Raw genomic sequence first — 18,190 nt, forward strand, 5'->3', positions numbered from 1 at the left:
ACCATCGACGGACTGTGGACAACTCCCCCACCCGAACGAGACGTTCCGCCCCTCCCGGACCCTCTCCCACGGCCGCTCTGGCTTCCCGGCCCCTCGGCTACGGCCCGGGCCCTCGGCCGGGAGCGTGTCGCCCTCCCGGGCCGCCGGCCACGGCCGTTCCGCCTTCCCGGGCCCTCGCCTACGGCAGTGCGAACCCCGGATCCATCCCGCCGAGTGCCGTCGTGCACAGGCAGTCGCGTTCCCCGGTCGGGGGCAGCGCGGCCACCGTGTCGAACAGCACACCGCGCAGCCGGTCCACGTTCGCGGCGAACACCCGCAGCACCTCCTCGTGCGAGACGCCCTCCCCGGACTCGGCGCCCGCGTCCAGATCCGTGACCAGGTTCACGGACGTGTAGCAGAGCTCCAGTTCACGGGCGAGCGCCGCCTCGGGGTGGCCGGTCATGCCCACCACGGACCAGCCCTGGGCCTGGTGCCACAGCGATTCGGCGCGGGTCGAGAAGCGCGGCCCCTCGACCACGACGAGCGTGCCGCCGTCCACCGGATCCCAGTCCCGCCCGCGCGCCGCCTTCAGCGCGGCCGCGCGCCCCGCGGGGCAGTAGGGGTCGGACAGGGACACGTGCACGACGTTCGGCACCGTGCCGTCCGGCAGCGGCAGCCCGTCGAAGTACGTGCCGACCCGGGTCTTCGTACGGTCGACCAGCTGGTCGGGCACGACCAGGGTGCCCGGCCCGTACTCGGGGCGCAGTCCGCCCACGGCGCACGGGCCGAGGACCTGCCGGACGCCGACCGAGCGCAGGGCCCACAGGTTGGCCCGGTAGTTGATGCGGTGCGGCGGCAGATGGTGGCCGCGTCCGTGCCGGGGCAGGAAGGCCACCCGACGGCCCGCGATCTCGCCGAGGAAGAGGGAGTCGCTGGGCGGCCCGTAGGGCGTGTCCACCTGGATCTCGGTCACGTCGTCGAGGAACGAGTAGAAACCGGAGCCGCCGATGACACCGATCTCCGCGCTGACGTCGAGCTCTGCGTTCGCCATGGTCAGCACAGTAGCGGGCGCCCGCGGGGGAGTGGCGGCCGGTACGCGGACGCACAGGACCCCGCCGTCGTGCGACGGCGGGGTCCCGATGCGGTGCGCGGGGTCCTAGGCGGCGGAGCTGCCGGCCGAGGAGCTGGAGCTCGACGACTTCGAGTCCGAGGACGAGGACGACGAGGACGCGGTGGACGACGACTTCGTGTCCGTGGACGTCGACGACTTCGACGCGGCCGGCGAGCTGCTCGACGAGGAGCCGCGGCTGTCGTTCCGGTAGAAGCCGGAGCCCTTGAAGACAATGCCCACCGCGGAGAACACCTTCTTCAGGCGGCCATCGCAGTTGGGGCAGACGGTCAGGGCGTCGTCGGTGAACTTCTGCACCGCCTCGAGGCCCTCGCCGCACTCGGTGCACTGGTACTGGTAGGTCGGCACTGTCTTCCTCCTGGCACTCTCACTCGATGAGTGCTAACGACGATCCATAGTGACGTATTCCCGGGGATCAGTCCACCGTCATCGGCACTCGGTGACCGACGCCACGCGCGACGGTGCGGCCACGAGGGTGTACGGCGAGCCGTGAGCGCAGGGCGATCAGGGTCGCCAGCGCCAGCACCGTGCCGCCCATCGGCACCAGGAATCCGGTCCCGTCGCCGAGGCGGTCCTCCAGCTGTCCGGCGACCGTGACGGCGGCCGCCTGGCCGAGTGCGACCGCGCCGGTCAGCCAGGTGAAGGCCTCGGTGCGGGCCCCCGCCGGGACCAGCTTCTCGACCAGGGTGTAGCCGGTGATCAGGGAGGGTGCGATGGACATGCCGACCAGCAGGCCGAGCCCGGCCAGGACCAGGGTCGAGTGCGCGGCCCAGAGGCCGGAGGCGGTCAGCGCGAGGGCCGCGTAGCCGACGACCAGGCGCCGCTGCGGGGCGGCCCGCCAGGCGATCGCGCCGCAGACCAGGCCGGAGAGCATGTTGCCCGCGGCGAACACGCCGTACAGGACGCCGTTGAGGCCGGGCTCGCCGATCGACTCGGTGAACGCGGCCAGCGAGACCTGCATGCCGCCGAAGACGGACCCGATGCCCAGGAAGGTGACGATCAGCACGCGTACGCCGGGCACGCGCAGGGCGGACTCGTGCTCCACGCGTGCGTGCCCCGGGGCGGCCACGGGAGGCTGGGTGCTCTTGCGCGCGGCGAACAGCAGACCGCCGACCAGGGTCAGCGTGGCCTCCGCGACCAGGCCCGCCGAGGGGGTCACGGTGGTGCACAGTGCGGTGGCGAGCAGCGGGCCGAGGACGAACGTCAGCTCGTCCGTGACGGACTCGAAGGCCGCCGCGGTCGGCATCAGCGGGGAGTCCTTGAGCTTCACGCCCCAGCGGGCCCGGACCATGGGCCCGACCTGCGGCACCGAGGCGCCGGTGGGCACGGCCGCCGCGAACAGCGCCCACAGGGGCGCGTGGGCCAGCGCGAGCGCCGTGAGGGTCAGCCCGGAGAGGGTGTGGACGAGGACGCCGGGGACCAGCACCGCGCGCTGTCCGTAGCGGTCGGCGAGGCGGCCGCTGTAGGGCGCGAACAGGGCCATGGAGACGCCGGTGGCGGCGGCCGCGGCGCCCGCGGCGCCGTACGAGCCGGTGGTGTGCTGCACGAGCAGCACGATGGAGATCGTGAGCATCGCGAACGGCTGGCGCGCGGCGAAGCCGGGGAGCAGGAACGTCCAGGCGCCGCGGGTGCGCAGCAGCGACCCGTATCCGGGGCGGGACGGGGAGTCCGGCGAGTTCTTCGACGGCTCGTCGGTGACCGTGGATGCCACGGCCCGTGCCTTTCTGCCGCCTGGTAGCGCGCCCGTGCGGGGACGCCGAGCGCTGTCCTCTCGCGCGGAACTGCGGTAGATGCCGGGGCCTGTGTTGAGGGAGGCTTCCCGGCCGCCATACGGTCGCGCCAGCACTGCGTCAGGCAGAGTTGGTTCGATCAAGATCAGCCTTCATGCTACAGGGATCGACGCCCGATGCACCTGTGAAAGCGGGCACGATCGAGGCCTCCGCCTGTGAACGGCTGGGGTGTGAACCGTACGAAACATACCCTTAACGCGCACGCGGGCCGCGCAGATCGACCGCGCGGGACGGGGCGGCACCCCGCCCTGTCCCGCGCGGCCCCGCCACAGCGCCGAGCCGGAGCGGCCACCGCGCCGAGCCGGAGCGGCCCCGCCCTCGCACGCTGCCGAGGCGGCCCCGCTACCGCCTGCGCGTCCTGCCCGTCCCGCCGGGCTCGCCGGGCCCGTCCGCTCCCAGCCAGTCGGCCAGCTTGCCGCCGTGGCCCACCGCGCGCAGTCGCCGTTCGGCCGCGTCGCGGACCGGGTCCGTGGCGACCACGAGCAGCTCGTCGCCGCGCCGCAGCACGGTCGTCGGCGACGGCACGAACGAGGTCCCGTCGCGTACGACGAGGGTGACCGCGGCCCCGGCCGGCAGCCTCAGTTCGTTGACCTCGACGCCGTGCATCCTCGACTCGGCCGGGATCTCGACGGACAGCAGATGTCCGCGCAGCCGCTCCAGGGGCGCGGACTCGATGCCGAGGTCGGAGGCCTCGGAGCCCTCGCCCAGTTTCAGCTTGCGGGCCAGCCACGGCAGCGTCGGCCCCTGGATCAGGGTGTAGACGACGACCAGCACGAAGACGATGTTGAAGATGCGGTGGCTGCCGTCGACGCCGTTCACCATGGGGATCGTGGCCAGGATGATGGGCACGGCGCCGCGCAGTCCGGCCCAGGACAGCAGGGTCTGCTCCTGCCAGGGAATCCGGAACGGGGTCAGACAGAGCACGACGCTCAGCGGGCGCGCGACCATCGTCAGCACCAGGCCGATGACGAGGGCGGGCCACACGTCGTCGCCCAGTTCGTGCGGGGTGACCAGCAGGCCGAGCAGGACGAACATGCCGATCTGGGCGATCCAGCCGAGCCCGTCGGCGAAGCCGCGGGTGGCGGGCCAGTGCGGCAGCTTGGCGTTGCCCATGATCATCGAGGCGAGGTAGACGCCCAGGAAGCCGCTGCCGTGCGCCAGGGACCCGGCCGCGTAGGCCGTGACCGCGATGGCCATGACGGCGATCGGGTAGAGGCCGGAGGCGGGCAGCGCGACGTGCCTGAGGCCCCAGGAGCCGAGCAGGCCGACCGCGAGGCCGATGGCGGCACCGATGGCCAGCTCCAGCACGATCTCGCCGACCAGGACGTACCAGTGCTCGAAGGGGCCCGCGGTGGAGAACGCGACGACCAGGATGACCACCGGGGCGTCGTTGAAGCCGGACTCCGCCTCCAGCATGCCCGTCACGCGCGCGGGCAGCGGGATGCGGCGCAGCACGGAGAAGACCGCCGCCGCGTCCGTGGAGGACACCACCGCCCCGATGATGAGGGCCTGCCGCCATTCGAGCCCGACCAGGTAGTGCGCGGCGGCCGCCGTCACCCCGACGCTGACCGCCACCCCGCCCAGCGCCAGCGCGGTGGCGGCCGGAAGGACCGGTTTGATCTCCTTCCACTTCGTGCCCAGGCCGCCCTCGGCCAGGATCACGACGAGTGCCGCATAGCCGATGACCTGGGTCATCTCGGCGTTGGCGAAGTGGATGTGGCCGAGGCCGTCCTGGCCCATCAGGACGCCTATCCCCAGATAGACGAGCAGGCTGGGAAGCCCGCTGCGCGAGGAGATCCGGACCGCGGCCACGGCGACGAGCAGGACGAGCGAGCAGGCGAGCAGGAGCTGGTTGAGGTGGTGGACAGTCAGTGGCCGTTCCCTTCCCTGGCTCACGCGCGGCAGCGCGAGGGGCGCACACGTATATCGGACACAACGCTCGCGCGCCGTATCCCCAAGTACTTCGTTACCTTACCTAACTCTTGACGATTTCTTGACGCTCGCCGCCTGGGATCGAACGTCCGTCCGCGTCAGTTCCCGACTCCGCGTCAAGCGGCTCGGGGCCCTGCGCCTATGGTTGCTCCAGCACTCCAGGACCGCCTGCCGCTCGCGTTAGGACAGCAAGGACAGCGATGCCCCCCAACACCACCGCCACATCGGGTGACAAGCCCGGCAAGTCCGGCAGGAAGAAGGGGCGCAAACTGCGCCTCTTCGTGCTCGTCCTGGTGCTGGCCATCATTGGTGGCGTGGCCTACGGGGCGTACTGGTCCATCAGCACGGTCCGGGCCTCCTTCCCGCAGACCACGGGTTCGATAACCCTCGACGGCCTCTCGGGACCGGTCGACGTCGAACGGGACGGCAACGGGATCCCGCAGGTCTACGCCTCCTCCGACGAGGACCTGTTCATGGCGCAGGGCTACGTCCAGGCGCAGGACCGGTTCTACGAGATGGACGTGCGCCGGCACCTGACCTCCGGCCGCCTCTCGGAGATGTTCGGCCAGAGCCAGGTCAAGAACGACGAGTTCCTGCGCACCCTGGGCTGGGACCGGATCGCGAAGACGGAATTCGACACGAAGCTGTCGGCGTCCACGAAGAAGTACCTCCAGGCGTACGCCAAGGGGGTCAACGCCTACCTCAAGGGCAAGGACGGCAAGGACATCTCCCTGGAGTACGCCGCTCTGGGGTTCACCAACGACTACAAGCCCACCGAGTGGACCCCGGTCGACTCGGTCTCCTGGCTCAAGGCGATGGCCTGGGACCTGCGCGGCAACATGCAGGACGAGATCGACCGGTCCCTGATGACCAGCCGTCTCGGCCCGAAGCAGATCGCCGACCTGTACCCGGAGTATCCGGAGCGAAACAAGACGATCGTCCAGGAAGGCAAGTACGACGAGCAGTCCGGGACCTTCGAGCAGGGCGGTGGCACGAGCGGCTCGGGCGGCACCTCCGCGAGCGGCACCTCCGGTTCCGCCGCCGGCGGGACCGCGCTCCAGAGCCAGCTCTCGGGCCTGTACGAGCTCCTTGACGACCTCCCGACGGCGGTCGGCGTGAACGGCAACGGGATCGGCTCCAACTCCTGGGTCGTCTCCGGCGAGCACACCATCACCGGCAAGCCGCTGCTGGCCAACGACCCGCACCTGTCGGCCGCGCTGCCCTCGGTCTGGTACCAGATGGGCCTGCACTGCCGCACGGTCTCCGCCAAGTGCCAGTACGACGTCGCCGGCTACACCTTCGCGGGCATGCCCGGCGTGATAATCGGCCACAACGCGGAGATCGCCTGGGGCATGACCAACTCCGGGGTCGACGTCACCGACCTCTACCTGGAGAAGCTCTCCGGCGACGGCTACCTGTACGACGGCAAGACCAAGCCCTTCAAGACCCGTACGGAGACCATCAAGGTCGCCGGCGGCGCGTCCAAGAAGATCGTCGTACGCCAGACCGCCGACGGCATGCCGCTGCTGTCCGACCGCGACGACGAACTCGTCGAGGTCGGCAAGAAGGCCGGCGTCGGCACCGAGGCACCCGACCGGGGCGACGGCTACGGCATCGCGCTCCGGTGGACCGCCCTCGACCCGGGCACCTCCATGGACGCCGTCTTCGCGATGGACAGGGCGGCCGACTGGGGCGACTTCCGCGACGCGGCGAAGCTGTTCGACGTGCCCTCGCAGAACCTGATCTACGCCGACGGCGCCGGCAGCTCCGGCAACATCGGCTACACCCTGCCGGGGAAGATCCCCACCCGCGCGAAGGGCCAGGACGGCTCGGTCCCGGCGATGGGCTGGGACTCCAAGTACAAGTGGACCGGCTTCATCAAGTCCGACGAGCTGCCCTACGAGTACAACCCGAAGCGCGGCTACATCGTCACCGCCAACCAGGCCGTGGTCGACAAGGACAGCTACCCCTACACGCTGACCACGGACTGGGGCTACGGCACCCGCAGCCAGCGGATCAACGACCTGATCAAGGGCAAGATCGACGGCGGCGGCAAGATCTCCACCGACGACATGCGCCAGATGCAGCTGGACAACTCCAGCGAGATCGCCACACAGCTCGTCCCGACGCTGCTCAAGATCGACATCGATGACCCGGACGTCCGCCAGGCGCAGAAGCTCCTGGAGGGCTGGGACTACACCCAGGACCCCGACTCGGCGGCCGCCGCCTACTTCAACTCGGTCTGGCGCAACATCCTCAAGCTCGCCTTCGGCAACAAGCTGCCCAAGGAACTGCGGGTCGAGGGCCAGTGCCTCTACGTGACCCCGACGAAGAGCACCAGCGCGGTGGACGACACCGACAAGGTGCGCGAGTGCGGCCAGCGCGCGGCCGACCAGGCGCAGCCGGACGGCGGCGACCGCTGGTTCGAGGTGGTGCGCAACCTGATGGAGGACGAGCACAGCGACTGGTGGACGACGCCCGCGTCGGGCACCCGCCCCGGAGCGCACAACGACATGGGCAAGCTGTTCGCCCGCGCCATGATCGACGCCCGCTGGGAGCTGACCGCCAAGCTCGGCAAGGACATCGACACCTGGAGCTGGGGCCGGCTGCACCGCCTGTTCCTGAAGAACCAGACCCTGGGCACCGCGGGTCCGGCCTTCCTCCAGTACGCCCTCAACCGCGGCCCCTGGGAGCTCGGCGGCGGCGAGGCGGCGGTGGACGCGACCGGCTGGAACGCGGCCGGCGGCTACGGCGTCGTCTGGGTGCCGTCGATGCGGATGGTGGTCAACCTCGCCGATCTCGACAAGTCGAAGTGGATCAACCTCACCGGTGCCTCCGGGCACGCCTTCAGCGCCCACTACACCGACCAGACGGACAAGTGGGCCGCCGGCGAGCTGCTGCCCTGGGCGTTCACGCAGAAGGCGGTCGAGGCGAGCACGAGCGACACGCTGGAGCTCAAGCCGTGAGCCGGCGCAGCCGACTGAGCCGACGCTGAGTCAGACGTTTCCGAAGCGGCGCACGGCCGACGGTGTCACCACCGCGTGGACCGGCCGGTCGTGCGCCTCTTCGGGAACATGCCCGACGACCTCCGGGTCGTAGAGAAGCACCACGAGCGCGGGATGGGCGTCCGCGCGTTCCAGCCGGGCCAGCACCCGGTCGTACGAGCCCCCGCCCCGCCCCAGGCGCATGCCGCGCGCGTCGACGGCGAGGCCGGGCAGCAGCACCGCGTCCGCCGTGGTCACCGCGTCCGGGCCCAGGCGGTCGCCGGCCGGTTCCAGCAGCTCCATCCGCCCGCCGTGCCGCACGCGCGCGAGGGACTCCGCTCCGGCGTACTCGCCCCAGTCCAGGTCGTTGTCGGGCAGCAGTACCGGAAGCAGCACCCGCACCCCCCGCGCGCGCAGCGCGTCCAGGAGCGCGAGCGTGCCGGGTTCGCTCCCCACCGAGACATAGGCGGCCACCGTGCCCGCGCGGGCCAGTTCGGGCAGTTCCAGAGCCCGCTCCGCCAGCGCGCCCGAGGCCGCCTCCACGTCATCCGCGGTAAACCTGTTTCTTACCTGAAGTAGCTCGCGTCGCAACGTCCGCTTGTCAGAATGGGCTGGAGGCCTGCGGTGATGCATAAAGTACTCCCATATGGTCTCAATACGTTCATGTGAGCCGAAATTCATCCGGACCACAGATTCTTCACAAAGACGCCCGATAAGGTGTCGGCCATGACCCAGTCGCACCCCAGGATCAGCAAGGCTGTCATTCCCGCAGCGGGCCTCGGCACCCGGTTCCTGCCGGCCACCAAGGCCACTCCCAAGGAGATGCTGCCGGTCGTCGACAAGCCGGCGATCCAGTACGTGGTCGAGGAGGCCGTGTCCGCCGGCCTCGACGACGTCCTCATGATCACGGGCCGCAACAAGCGCCCGCTCGAGGACCACTTCGACCGCAACTACGAGCTCGAGTCCGCCCTCCAGAAGAAGGGCGACGCCGCGCGGCTCGCCAAGGTGCAGGAGTCCAGCGACCTCGCGACCATGCACTACGTGCGCCAGGGCGACCCCAGGGGACTCGGCCACGCCGTGCTGTGCGCGGCCCCGCACGTGGGCCGCGAACCCTTCGCCGTCCTGCTCGGCGACGACCTGATCGACCCCCGCGACCCGCTGCTGGCACGCATGGTCGAGGTCCAGGAACAGCGTGGCGGCAGCGTCATCGCGCTCATGGAGGTCGCGCCCGAGCAGATCCACCTCTACGGCTGCGCGGCCGTGGAGGCCACCGAGGACGGCGACGTCGTCAAGGTGACCGGCCTGGTCGAGAAGCCCGACGTGGCGGACGCCCCGTCGAACTTCGCGGTCATCGGCCGCTATGTCCTCGACCCGCACATCTTCGACATACTGCGCACCACCGAGCCGGGCCGCGGCGGCGAGATCCAGCTCACCGACGCGCTCCAGCAGTTGGCGCAGGACGAGAAGGTCGGCGGACCCGTGCACGGCGTCGTCTTCAAGGGCCGCCGCTATGACACCGGCGACCGTGGCGACTACCTGCGTGCCATTGTCAGACTCGCATGCGAACGTGAAGACCTGGGCCCGGAGTTCCGGACCTGGCTTCGCAGTTACGTAGCCGAGGAGATGTAACAACGTTGAGCACCGCCGCGCCCCGCACCGCAGACCAGGACCGCATCTGGTCGGTGGACGAGCACCTTCAGGACATCCTCGCCACCGTCCGCCCGCTGGAACCGATCGAGCTCCAACTCCTCGACGCCCAGGGCTGTGTCCTGGTCGAGGACGTGCTGGCGCCGGGGTCGCTGCCGCCGTTCGACAACAGCTCCATGGACGGCTACGCGGTACGGGTCGTGGATGTCGCGGGCGCGAGCGAGGAGTTCCCGGCCGTCCTGGAGGTCATCGGGGACGTCGCGGCGGGCCAGGCGGACCTGCTCCACGTGGGGCCCGGCCAGGCCGCCCGCATCATGACCGGCGCGCCGCTGCCGCCCGGTGCCGAGACCGTCGTGCCCGTGGAGTGGACCGACGGCGGACTCGGCGAGGGACCGGTCAGCAGGATGCGGGCCGCCGGCCTCTACCCCGGGGGCGCCGGCGGGCAGGTGCGGGTGCACCGGCCCGCCGAGGCACGCGCCCATGTGCGGGCCAAGGGCAGTGACGTCAGGGCGGGCGAGTGCGCCCTGGAGGCGGGCACCGTCCTGGGACCCTCGCAGATCGCCCTGCTCGCCGCGATCGGCCGCGGCACGGTGCGGGTGCGGCCCCGCCCGCGCGTGGTCGTCATGTCCACCGGCAGCGAGCTGGTCCAGCCCGGCGAACAGCTGGGCAGCGGCCAGATCCACGACTCCAACAGCTTCGCGCTCACCGCGGCCGCGCGCGACGCCGGCGCGATCGCCTACCGGGTCGGCGCCGTCGTCGACGACGTCGACATCCTCCGCTCCACCATCGAGGACCAGTTGGTGCGCGCCGACCTCATGGTCACCACGGGCGGCGTCAGCGTCGGGGCGTACGACGTGGTCAAGGAGGCGCTGTCGCACGTCGACGACGAGGACGAGCCGGGCAGCGGCATCGAGTTCCGCAAGCTCGCCATGCAGCCCGGCAAACCCCAGGGCTTCGGCTCCATCGGCGCCGACCACATCCCGCTCCTCGCCCTGCCCGGCAACCCGGTGTCGTCGTACGTCTCCTTCGAGCTGTTCGTCCGGCCGGCCATCCGCACCCTCATGGGGCTCGCGGACGTCCACCGGCCCACCACGCGCGCGACCCTGGCCGCGGACAAGGCGCTGACCTCCCCGGCGGGCCGCAGGCAGTTCCTGCGTGGCAGCCACGCCGACGGCACCGTCCGCCCGGTCGGCGGTTCCGGATCCCATCTGGTGGCCGCCCTCGCGCACGCCGACGCGCTGATCGTCGTCCCCGAGGACGTGACCTCCGTCGAGCCCGGCACCGAGGTCGAGGTCGTCCTGCTCGGCTGAGCCCCGCGCGGCTACCCGTTCGCAGGACGGTCCTGGCCCGCTGCGCGCCCCGGCTTGGCGGTACCGTGTCGCGCACAACAGGCCCGTGCGCCGCACCGCGACGGGCCCGGACCGGGAGCGCGCCACACCATGACTGTGCCATCCCGGGGGGAGACCCCCGGACCGCCTGTGCAGGACCGACTGACCCACCTCGACGACGCGGGCGCCGCCCGCATGGTCGACGTGTCCGACAAGGCCGTGACCGCGCGCACCGCCCGCGCCACCGGCCGGGTCCTGGTCTCGCCGCGCGTGATCGAACTGCTGCGCGGTGAGGGGATGCCCAAGGGCGACGCCCTGGCCACGGCGCGGATCGCGGGCATCATGGGCGCCAAGCGCACCCCCGACCTGATCCCGCTGTGCCACCCGCTGGCGGTGTCCGGTGTGAAACTGGACCTGTCGGTCGCGGACGACGCCGTGGAGATCGTGGCCACGGTGCGCACCACGGACCGTACGGGCGTCGAGATGGAGGCCCTCACCGCGGTCTGTGTCGCCGGGCTCACCGTGGTCGACATGGTCAAGGCCGTGGACAAGGGAGCGGTCATCACGGACGTGCGGGTGGAGGAGAAGACAGGCGGCAAGTCGGGCGACTGGAGCCGCTCATGAGCGGCACGGCGTCGCTCGGCGACGCTCTGACGGCGCCCTACGCCGCCCTGGTCGTGACCGCCTCCAACCGGGCGGCCGCCGGGGTGTACGAGGACCGGGGCGGCCCGCTGCTCGCGGACGGTCTGCGTGGCCTCGGCTTCGCCGTCGACGGGCCGCAGGTGGTGCCCGACGGGGACCCGGTGGAGCGCGCGCTGCGCGCCGCCGCCGAGGCCGGGTACGACGTCGTGGTCACCACCGGCGGCACCGGGATCTCGCCCACCGACCGCACCCCCGAGGCCACCCGACGGGTGATCGACCGGGAGGTGCCGGGCATCGCGGAGGCCGTCCGGGCGTACGGACGCGAGAAGGTGCCGACCGCGGCGCTCTCCCGAGGCCTGGCCGGACTGGCCGGCGAGACCCTGATCGTCAATCTGCCGGGCTCGACCGGCGGGGTGAAGGACGGCCTGGCCGTGCTGGCACCCCTGCTGGTGCACGCCGTCGACCAGATCCGGGGCGGCGACCATCCCGGCCCCGGCGCCAGTAGTGGGGGTGCGAGCTGAACGGCGCGTCCTGGCCGGTGGAGCTGGTGGACGGCGATGTCGTCCTGCGGCCGATAAAGCTGCGCGACCAGCGGATGTGGCGTGAGGTCAACCGGCGCAACCGTGACTGGCTGCGCCCCTGGGAGGCGACCATTCCGCCGCCCACGCCCAGCGGTCCGATCGCGCACCGGCCGACCTATCGTCAGATGGTCCGGCATCTGCGCGGCGAGGCGAGGGCGGGCCGGATGCTGCCGTTCGTCATCGAGTACCAGGGCCGCCTGGTCGGGCAGCTGACGGTCGCGGGCATCACCTGGGGCTCGATGTGCTCGGGCCATGTCGGCTACTGGGTGGACCAGTCCGTGGCCGGGCGCGGGGTGATGCCGACGGCGGTCGCGCTCGTCGTGGACCACTGTTTCCGCACGGTCGGACTGCACCGGGTCGAGGTCTGCATTCGGCCCGAGAACAGACCGAGCCGCCGGGTCGTGGAGAAACTCGGATTCCGCGAGGAGGGGCTGCGGCCCCGTTATCTCCACATCGACGGGGCGTGGCGGGACCATCTCGTCTTCGCCCTCACGGCGGAGGAGGTGCCGGAGGGGCTGCTGAACCGCTGGCGGCGGACCCGCCCCCCGAGTGTGCCCCGGGACCAGGGAATCCCGCACGGCCCGGGTAATTGAATAAATGTTCGAAATTGATCGGAGGGTGACCGTCTCGGGCATTAAATTCGCGCCCGCGGCGGCCTGCTGATCGCATCGGTCGCAAAAAAAGCTCGAAATATCAGCCAGATCGTGCGACACACCGGCTCAATTGGCGGATGGCCTCACGTAAACCCCTCTACCGTGTGAGACGTGAGCAGCAGCGGCCTCATCTACGCAGTCATTGTCGGGGCCTGGGCCGCCTACTTGGTGCCGATGTGGCTCCGTAGGCAGGACGAGCTGAACGAGGCCCGTCCGACGGAACGCTTCAGCACCGCCATCCGGCTGCTGTCCGGAAGGGCGGGTATGGAGCGCCGATACGCCAAGGACCTGCAGGCGCGCTCCGCCGAGGAGGGGGAGCCCGACGCCGGTGAACCGGACGTCGTCACCGATTCGGTGGACGTCCGGGCCTTCGCCATGCCCCCGACCCGCCCGCGGACGGAAGCGGTGGCACCGGCACAGGCATCGCAGCACCCGGAACCGACCCGCGAACCGACGCGCGAAGCGGCGCACGACCCCGGACGCGAGCCGGGGCGCGAAGCAACGCAGGAACCGGCGCACGACCGACACGGCACGCCGGCCCCCGAAGCCCACGGCGCCCCGAAGCGCACCCGCGTACCGGATGACCGGCGCGCCGCCTCGGCGCAGGCGGCCGCCGCCCGCGCCAAGCGCTCCAAGGCACTGGCGCGCCGCAGACGTACGACCGTCCTGCTCTTCGTCGCCTTCACCCTCGGCGCGATCGTCGCGGCCGTCGGCGGCCTGGCGTTCCTCTGGGCGCCCGGCGTGCCCGCCGTGCTGCTCAGCGGCTACATCGCCTACCTCCGCACCCAGGAGCGCCGGCGTTTCGCCTTCCACATGGACCGGCGCCGTGCCGAGGTCGCGGCCCAGCGGCTGCGGGAGCGCAGCCGCCAGCCGCGCCGGCGTGCGGCGGTCGAGACCGGTTCGCGGGTCGAGCCGGACGCCGGCGAACCCGATGAGGCCTACGACCCGGAGACCGACTCCGCCCTCTCGGCGGCGCTCGCCGCCGACCGGCGCGCGCTCGTCGAGCAGACCGACCACGCGGAGTGGGTCGACCAGCAGCGCGAGCGGCAGCGGCGGCCCGGCCCCGGCGAGAGCTGGGACCCGGTGCCGGTGCCGCTGCCGACGTACGTGACCGCGCCGGTCGCCCCCCGGGCCACCTCCGACGTCGATCTCGGCGGGCCGGACGCGTGGAGCTCCGCGCGGTCCAGCTCCGTCGCCCGGGAGCCGGAGCCCGAGGCCGGGACGGCCGAGGGGACCGGGCCGGCCGACGACGGCGCCGCACCGGTCGCCGACGCGCACGACGGCGGGCAGGCGGACGAGCGGGACGGCACGGGCGACCGTAGCGACGCCCGCCGGGCGGCCTCCGCCCGCCGCTCGCGCGAACGCGGACGTACGCCGCTGTTCGACCAGTACGACGACGGCGGGCGCCCCCGGGCGGCCAACGAGTGATGCTTCGCGGTGGGACGGGTGTGCTCCCCGTCCCACCTGCGACGTCACCCCCGATCGGCCGTCGGCCGGGGGTGCGGGAACGGATTTCCAAGCACGGCGATCGGGATGCTAGAGTTTCACTCGTTGCAAGGGCCTGTGGCGCAGTCCGGTAGCGCACCTCGTTCGCATCGAGGGGGCCAGGGGTTCGAATCCCCTCAGGTCCACTGCAGCTCAAAGCCCCGGTCGGGAAACCGACCGGGGCTTTGGCCATTTCGCGCAGAACACAGAACACGGGCACAGGCCCAGGCCGGTCCGTGTCGCACGAAGCCCCGACCGGGTCTCCCGGCCGGGGCTTCGGCATGTCGTACAGAGGTCCGTGTCGTACAGAAGTCTGTACGGAGGTGTCGCACGGATGTGACCAGGCACACCCGTCCGCCGGTCACAGCGCCTTGGCGTAGCAGCGGCTCGACTCGTGGAAGCGGTAGAAGCCGAACTTGACGCACGGCTCGTAGCCGCTGGAGGAGTAGAGGGCGATGGCCTCGGGCTGCTTGACGCCCGTCTCCAGCACCATGCGGACCCGGCCGGCCGCGCGGGCGTCCTCCTCCAGGGCGGCCAGCATCCGGCGGGCGAGCCCACGGCCGCGGGCGTCCGCGACGACGTACATGCGCTTGAGCTCGGCGTCGCCGTTCTCGTTGCCCTCGTCGTTCTTGTCCTGGGCGCGCCAGCCGCCGGTGGCGAGGGGCCGGCCGGTCTCGTCGTACGCGATCAGGTAGACGCCGTTCGGCGACTCGAAGTCCGAGGGGGCCAGGAGCGTGGCGTCGCCGCCGTCGCCGTAGCGCACGTGGTACTCGGCCTGGACCTCGTCGTTGAGCCGGACTGCGTCGGGGTGATCGAACAGGACGGGACGTATATTCATGTCACTCACTGTACGTGTATGCAGAATCGAAATCGGGGCTTCGTCCAGTGTCCCGGTATCGTGCACTGGTGCTGACAGTGACCACGGTGAATGTGAACGGACTGCGGGCCGCCGCCAAGAAGGGCTTCGTCCCGTGGCTGGCGGAGACCTCCGCCGAGGTGCTCTGCCTCCAGGAGGTGCGCGCCGAGCCACAGCAGTTGCCCGAGGAGGTACGCGCCCCGGAGGGCTGGCACGTCGTGCACGCCCCGGCCGCGGCCAAGGGGCGCGCGGGCGTCTCCCTCTACACGCGGCGTGAGCCCGACGCGGTCCGGGTCGGCTTCGGATCGGCCGAGTTCGACGGCAGTGGGCGCTATGTCGAGGCGGACCTGCCGGGCGTCACGGTCGCCTCGCTCTATCTGCCCTCCGGCGAGGTCGGCACGGAGCGGCAGGACGAGAAGGTCCGGTTCATGGGCGAGTTCCTCCCCTATCTGAAGGGCCTGCGTGAGCGTGCCGCCGCCGACGGACGCGAGGTGGTCGTCTGCGGCGACTGGAACATCGCCCACCGGCAGGCCGACCTGAAGAACTGGCGGGCCAACGCCAAGAACTCCGGCTTCCTGCCCGAGGAGCGGCAGTGGCTCGGCAGCGTCCTCGACCCGGCCGACGGCGGCTACGTCGACGTCGTACGCGAACTGCACCCGGACGCGGAGGGCCCGTACTCGTGGTGGTCGTACCGGGGGCGGGCCTTCGAGAACAACTCGGGTTGGCGCATCGACTACCAGCTCACGACGCCCGGGCTCGCGGCGAAGGCCGTCAAGGGATACGTCGAGCGGGCCGCCACGCACGCCGAGCGGTGGTCGGACCACGCGCCGGTGACCGTGGTCTACAACCTCTAGGACCTGTCGGGCAGGGCTCAGTCCTGCTTGCGCAGGTGGCGGTCCAGGGCCAGGGAGAGTTCTGCCTCGACCACGCTGCGGGCCAGGGGGCGCAGGCGCTGGAGGTCCTCCTCGGGGGCGTGGCGCAGGACCAGGGAGCGGAAGAGTTCCGCGAGGGCGTCCGCGTGTTCGCGGACCTGTTTGCCCGCCGCCAGGACCTCCGCGAGCGGGATGCCCTCGCGGACCAGGGCCGAGGAGACGTCCAGCAGGCGGCTGCTGATGTGGACGATCTCGTCGCCGTCGGTGCCGAGGTAGCCGAGGTCCAGCGCGGCGGCGAGGTTCTCCGGGGTGACCTCGCCCTCGAAGCGGGCGGCGAGTTCCTCGGGGGTGAGGCGGACCGGCTCCTCCTCGGTGGGGGCGTCGAGGCCGAGCAGTTCGCCGACGTCACGGCCGTTGTCGAAGGCCTCCGCGAGTTCGGCGATGCCGTTCAGGGTGTGGCCGCGTTCCAGTAGCGCGGAGATGGTGCGCAGCCGGGCCAGGTGATGGTCGTCGTACCAGGCGATGCGGCCCTCGCGGCGGGGTGGCGGTATGAGTTTGCGTTCGCGGTAGAAGCGCAGGGTGCGGACGGTGATGCCGGCCAGCCCGGCCAGCTCCTCCATGCGGTACTCGCGTCGTACGCCGTCTTCTGCCACGTCGGAAGCCTATGCCGTGCCGGCTGCGGGCGGGGGTGGGCGGCCGGTGCCGATGTCCTTCCCGCGCCCCCTACCCATCGGTACGTCACTGCTCTACTCTCCCCATTGCGCCAGTGTTCACTGGCGTAGTCCGAGGCGATGCGTGGAGGCTCAGGGATGGCCGAGCACGAGCACGAGCATGTACGGGTGGCGGTGATCGGGTCCGGGTTCGGCGGGCTCGGGGCGGCCGTGCGGCTGCGACGCGAGGGGATCACCGACTTCGTCGTCCTGGAGCGGGCGGGCAGCGTCGGCGGCACCTGGCGGGACAACAGCTATCCCGGCTGTGCCTGCGACGTCCCGTCCCACCTGTACTCGTTCTCCTTCGCGCCCAACCCGGACTGGCCGCGCACCTTCTCCGGGCAGGAGCACATCCGGGCCTATCTGGAGCACGTGACGGACCTCTTCGGACTGCGGCCCCACATCCGCTTCGACTCCGAAGTGAAGCTGATGACCTGGGACCCGCAGCGGCTGTGCTGGGAGATCGAGACCACGAGCGGGCGGCTGCGCGCCGACGTCGTCGTCTCCGCCACCGGGCCGCTGTCCGACCCGAGGATCCCGGACATCCCGGGACTGGACTCCTTCCCCGGCGCGGTCTTCCACTCGGCCCGCTGGGACCACGGCCAGGAGCTGCGCGGCAAGCGGGTCGCGATGGTGGGCACCGGGGCGTCCGCGATCCAGATCGTGCCCGCCATCCAGTCCGAGGTCGGCCGGCTGACCCTGTTCCAGCGCACCCCTCCGTGGGTGATGCCCCGCGTCGACCGGGCGATCAGCGGGGCCGAGCGCGCGCTGCACCGGGCCGTGCCGCTCACCTCGCGGCTGCGCCGCGGACTGCTGTGGGGCATCCGGGAGTTGCAGGTCCAGGCGTTCACCAAGCACCCGGACGAGCTCGGGTTCGTCGAGCGGCTGGCGCGGCGCAACATGACCCGCGCGATCAAGGACCCGGCCCTGCGGGCCAAGCTGACCCCCGACTACCGGATCGGCTGCAAGCGGATCCTGCTGTCCAGCGAGTACTACCCGGCCCTCGCCCGGCCCAACGTGGACGTGGTGGCGAGCGGGCTGCGCGAGGTCCGCGGCTCCACCCTGGTCGCCGTCGACGGTACCGAGACCGAGGCCGACGTGATCGTCTTCGGCACCGGTTTCCACGTCACCGACATGCCCATCGCCGAGCGGGTGGTCGGGGCCGACGGGCGGACGCTCGCCGAGTCGTGGAAGGGCGGTATGCAGTCCCTGCGCGGCGCCTCTGCGGCCGGCTTCCCCAACTGGATGACGATCATCGGGCCCAACACCGGCCTGGGCAACTCCTCCATGATCCTCATGATCGAGTCCCAGCTGAACTACCTGGCGGACTACGTGAGGCAGTTGGACGTGCTCGGCGGGCGTGCGGCCCTCGTCGCCCGGCCGAGCGCGGTGAACGCCTGGAACCGCCGGGTGCAGGACCGGATGAAGCGCACGGTGTGGAACACCGGTGGCTGCACCAGCTGGTACCTGGACGCGAGCGGGCGCAACACCACCATCTGGCCGGGGACGACGAGCGAGTTCCGGCGTGAGACCCGGCGGGTGGACCTCACGGAGTACGAGGTGCTGCGCGCCCCGGCCGACCCCTGTCTCTTATGCACATCT

General features: G+C 71.4%; 16 protein-coding genes and 1 tRNA gene. 10 read left to right on the forward strand and 7 right to left on the reverse strand.

Features of this window, described 5'->3' with window-relative positions; translation table 11 throughout:
- Nucleotides 1–178 precede the first annotated feature (178 nt).
- The 4 genes from FNH09_RS34210 to FNH09_RS34225 all read right to left on the reverse strand — a co-directional run bounded on the left by FNH09_RS34210 (nt 179) and on the right by FNH09_RS34225 (nt 4,803).
- Nucleotides 179–1,030: an S-methyl-5'-thioadenosine phosphorylase gene (locus FNH09_RS34210; protein ID WP_152893782.1), complete on the reverse strand. Its 852-nt coding sequence runs from the start codon at nt 1,028–1,030 to the stop codon at nt 179–181.
- A gap of 105 nt (nt 1,031–1,135) precedes the next feature.
- The gene (locus FNH09_RS34215) at nt 1,136–1,456 is read right to left on the reverse strand and encodes an FmdB family zinc ribbon protein (RefSeq protein WP_162469522.1); all 321 of its coding nucleotides are present in this window, start codon (nt 1,454–1,456) and stop codon (nt 1,136–1,138) included.
- Nucleotides 1,457–1,523: 67 nt separating this feature from the next.
- Nucleotides 1,524–2,819, reverse strand: coding sequence for an MFS transporter (locus tag FNH09_RS34220; protein ID WP_162469523.1), 1,296 nt, complete (start codon nt 2,817–2,819; stop codon nt 1,524–1,526).
- 421 nt (nt 2,820–3,240) lie between these two features.
- A complete protein-coding gene (locus FNH09_RS34225) occupies nt 3,241–4,803 on the reverse strand; it encodes a potassium/proton antiporter (protein ID WP_152893783.1) in 1,563 nt (520 codons plus the stop codon).
- Nucleotides 4,804–5,030: 227 nt separating this feature from the next.
- Between FNH09_RS34225 and FNH09_RS34230 the strand changes: the two genes are divergently transcribed.
- The gene (locus tag FNH09_RS34230; protein WP_152893784.1) at nt 5,031–7,796 is read left to right on the forward strand and encodes a penicillin acylase family protein; all 2,766 of its coding nucleotides are present in this window, start codon (nt 5,031–5,033) and stop codon (nt 7,794–7,796) included.
- A 30-nt stretch (nt 7,797–7,826) separates the two neighbouring features.
- Here FNH09_RS34230 and FNH09_RS34235 read toward each other — a convergent pair whose 3' ends face one another.
- Nucleotides 7,827–8,447, reverse strand: coding sequence for a 5-formyltetrahydrofolate cyclo-ligase (locus FNH09_RS34235; RefSeq protein ID WP_152893785.1), 621 nt, complete (start codon nt 8,445–8,447; stop codon nt 7,827–7,829).
- Nucleotides 8,448–8,540: 93 nt separating this feature from the next.
- Here FNH09_RS34235 and galU point away from each other — a divergent pair, with 93 nt between their 5' ends.
- The 7 genes from galU to FNH09_RS34270 all read left to right on the forward strand — a co-directional run bounded on the left by galU (nt 8,541) and on the right by FNH09_RS34270 (nt 14,296).
- Nucleotides 8,541–9,443: a UTP--glucose-1-phosphate uridylyltransferase GalU gene (gene galU, locus FNH09_RS34240; RefSeq protein ID WP_152893786.1), complete on the forward strand. Its 903-nt coding sequence runs from the start codon at nt 8,541–8,543 to the stop codon at nt 9,441–9,443.
- Between the two features lie 5 nt (nt 9,444–9,448).
- Nucleotides 9,449–10,771, forward strand: a complete 1,323-nt coding sequence (glp, locus tag FNH09_RS34245; protein WP_152893787.1) for a molybdotransferase-like divisome protein Glp — start codon at nt 9,449–9,451, stop codon at nt 10,769–10,771.
- Nucleotides 10,772–10,900: 129 nt separating this feature from the next.
- Nucleotides 10,901–11,413: a cyclic pyranopterin monophosphate synthase MoaC gene (gene moaC / locus FNH09_RS34250; protein ID WP_152893788.1), complete on the forward strand. Its 513-nt coding sequence runs from the start codon at nt 10,901–10,903 to the stop codon at nt 11,411–11,413.
- Nucleotides 11,410–11,952 (forward strand): MogA/MoaB family molybdenum cofactor biosynthesis protein, encoded by a 543-nt coding sequence (locus FNH09_RS34255; protein ID WP_152893789.1) that lies wholly within the window; start codon nt 11,410–11,412, stop codon nt 11,950–11,952. Before moaC ends, FNH09_RS34255 begins: the two co-directional genes overlap by 4 nt.
- Nucleotides 11,953–11,969: 17 nt before the next feature.
- Nucleotides 11,970–12,605, forward strand: coding sequence for a GNAT family N-acetyltransferase (locus FNH09_RS34260; protein WP_162469524.1), 636 nt, complete (start codon nt 11,970–11,972; stop codon nt 12,603–12,605).
- A 171-nt stretch (nt 12,606–12,776) separates the two neighbouring features.
- On the forward strand, nt 12,777–14,093 hold the full coding sequence (gene sepX, locus FNH09_RS34265; RefSeq protein ID WP_162469525.1) for a divisome protein SepX/GlpR: 1,317 nt from the start codon (nt 12,777–12,779) through the stop codon (nt 14,091–14,093).
- 129 nt (nt 14,094–14,222) lie between these two features.
- A tRNA-Ala gene (locus FNH09_RS34270) sits at nt 14,223–14,296 on the forward strand.
- 215 nt (nt 14,297–14,511) lie between these two features.
- Here FNH09_RS34270 and FNH09_RS34275 read toward each other — a convergent pair.
- Nucleotides 14,512–14,988 carry a GNAT family N-acetyltransferase gene (locus FNH09_RS34275; protein WP_152893790.1) on the reverse strand — a complete coding sequence of 159 codons (477 nt, stop codon included), beginning with the start codon at nt 14,986–14,988 and terminating at the stop codon, nt 14,512–14,514.
- A gap of 68 nt (nt 14,989–15,056) precedes the next feature.
- Between FNH09_RS34275 and FNH09_RS34280 the strand changes: the two genes are divergently transcribed.
- Entirely contained in the window at nt 15,057–15,860 is an 804-nt protein-coding gene (locus tag FNH09_RS34280; RefSeq protein WP_162469526.1) for an exodeoxyribonuclease III, read from the forward strand.
- Between the two features lie 17 nt (nt 15,861–15,877).
- Here FNH09_RS34280 and FNH09_RS34285 read toward each other — a convergent pair whose 3' ends face one another.
- Nucleotides 15,878–16,498, reverse strand: coding sequence for a MerR family transcriptional regulator (locus FNH09_RS34285; protein ID WP_152893796.1), 621 nt, complete (start codon nt 16,496–16,498; stop codon nt 15,878–15,880).
- Between the two features lie 189 nt (nt 16,499–16,687).
- Between FNH09_RS34285 and FNH09_RS34290 the strand changes: the two genes are divergently transcribed.
- A partial coding sequence (locus FNH09_RS34290; RefSeq protein WP_152893791.1) for a flavin-containing monooxygenase occupies nt 16,688–18,190 on the forward strand: 1,503 nt, incomplete at its 3' end.

This window comes from Streptomyces adustus (assembly GCF_009377175.1).
Taxonomy (GTDB): Bacteria; Actinomycetota; Actinomycetes; order Streptomycetales; family Streptomycetaceae; genus Streptomyces; species Streptomyces adustus.

Bases quoted from the DNA above. Each gene is read 5' to 3' on its own strand.
- FNH09_RS34210 (WP_152893782.1), bottom strand. From the start codon at position 1,030: ATGGCGAACGCAGAGCTCGACGTCAGCGCGGAGATCGGTGTCATCGGC.
- FNH09_RS34230 (WP_152893784.1), top strand. From the start codon at position 5,031: ATGCCCCCCAACACCACCGCCACATCGGGTGACAAGCCCGGCAAGTCC.
- FNH09_RS34235 (WP_152893785.1), bottom strand. From the start codon at position 8,447: ATGCATCACCGCAGGCCTCCAGCCCATTCTGACAAGCGGACGTTGCGA.
- galU (WP_152893786.1), top strand. From the start codon at position 8,541: ATGACCCAGTCGCACCCCAGGATCAGCAAGGCTGTCATTCCCGCAGCG.
- moaC (WP_152893788.1), top strand. From the start codon at position 10,901: ATGACTGTGCCATCCCGGGGGGAGACCCCCGGACCGCCTGTGCAGGAC.
- FNH09_RS34255 (WP_152893789.1), top strand. From the start codon at position 11,410: ATGAGCGGCACGGCGTCGCTCGGCGACGCTCTGACGGCGCCCTACGCC.
- FNH09_RS34275 (WP_152893790.1), bottom strand. From the start codon at position 14,988: ATGAATATACGTCCCGTCCTGTTCGATCACCCCGACGCAGTCCGGCTC.
- FNH09_RS34285 (WP_152893796.1), bottom strand. From the start codon at position 16,498: ATGGAGGAGCTGGCCGGGCTGGCCGGCATCACCGTCCGCACCCTGCGC.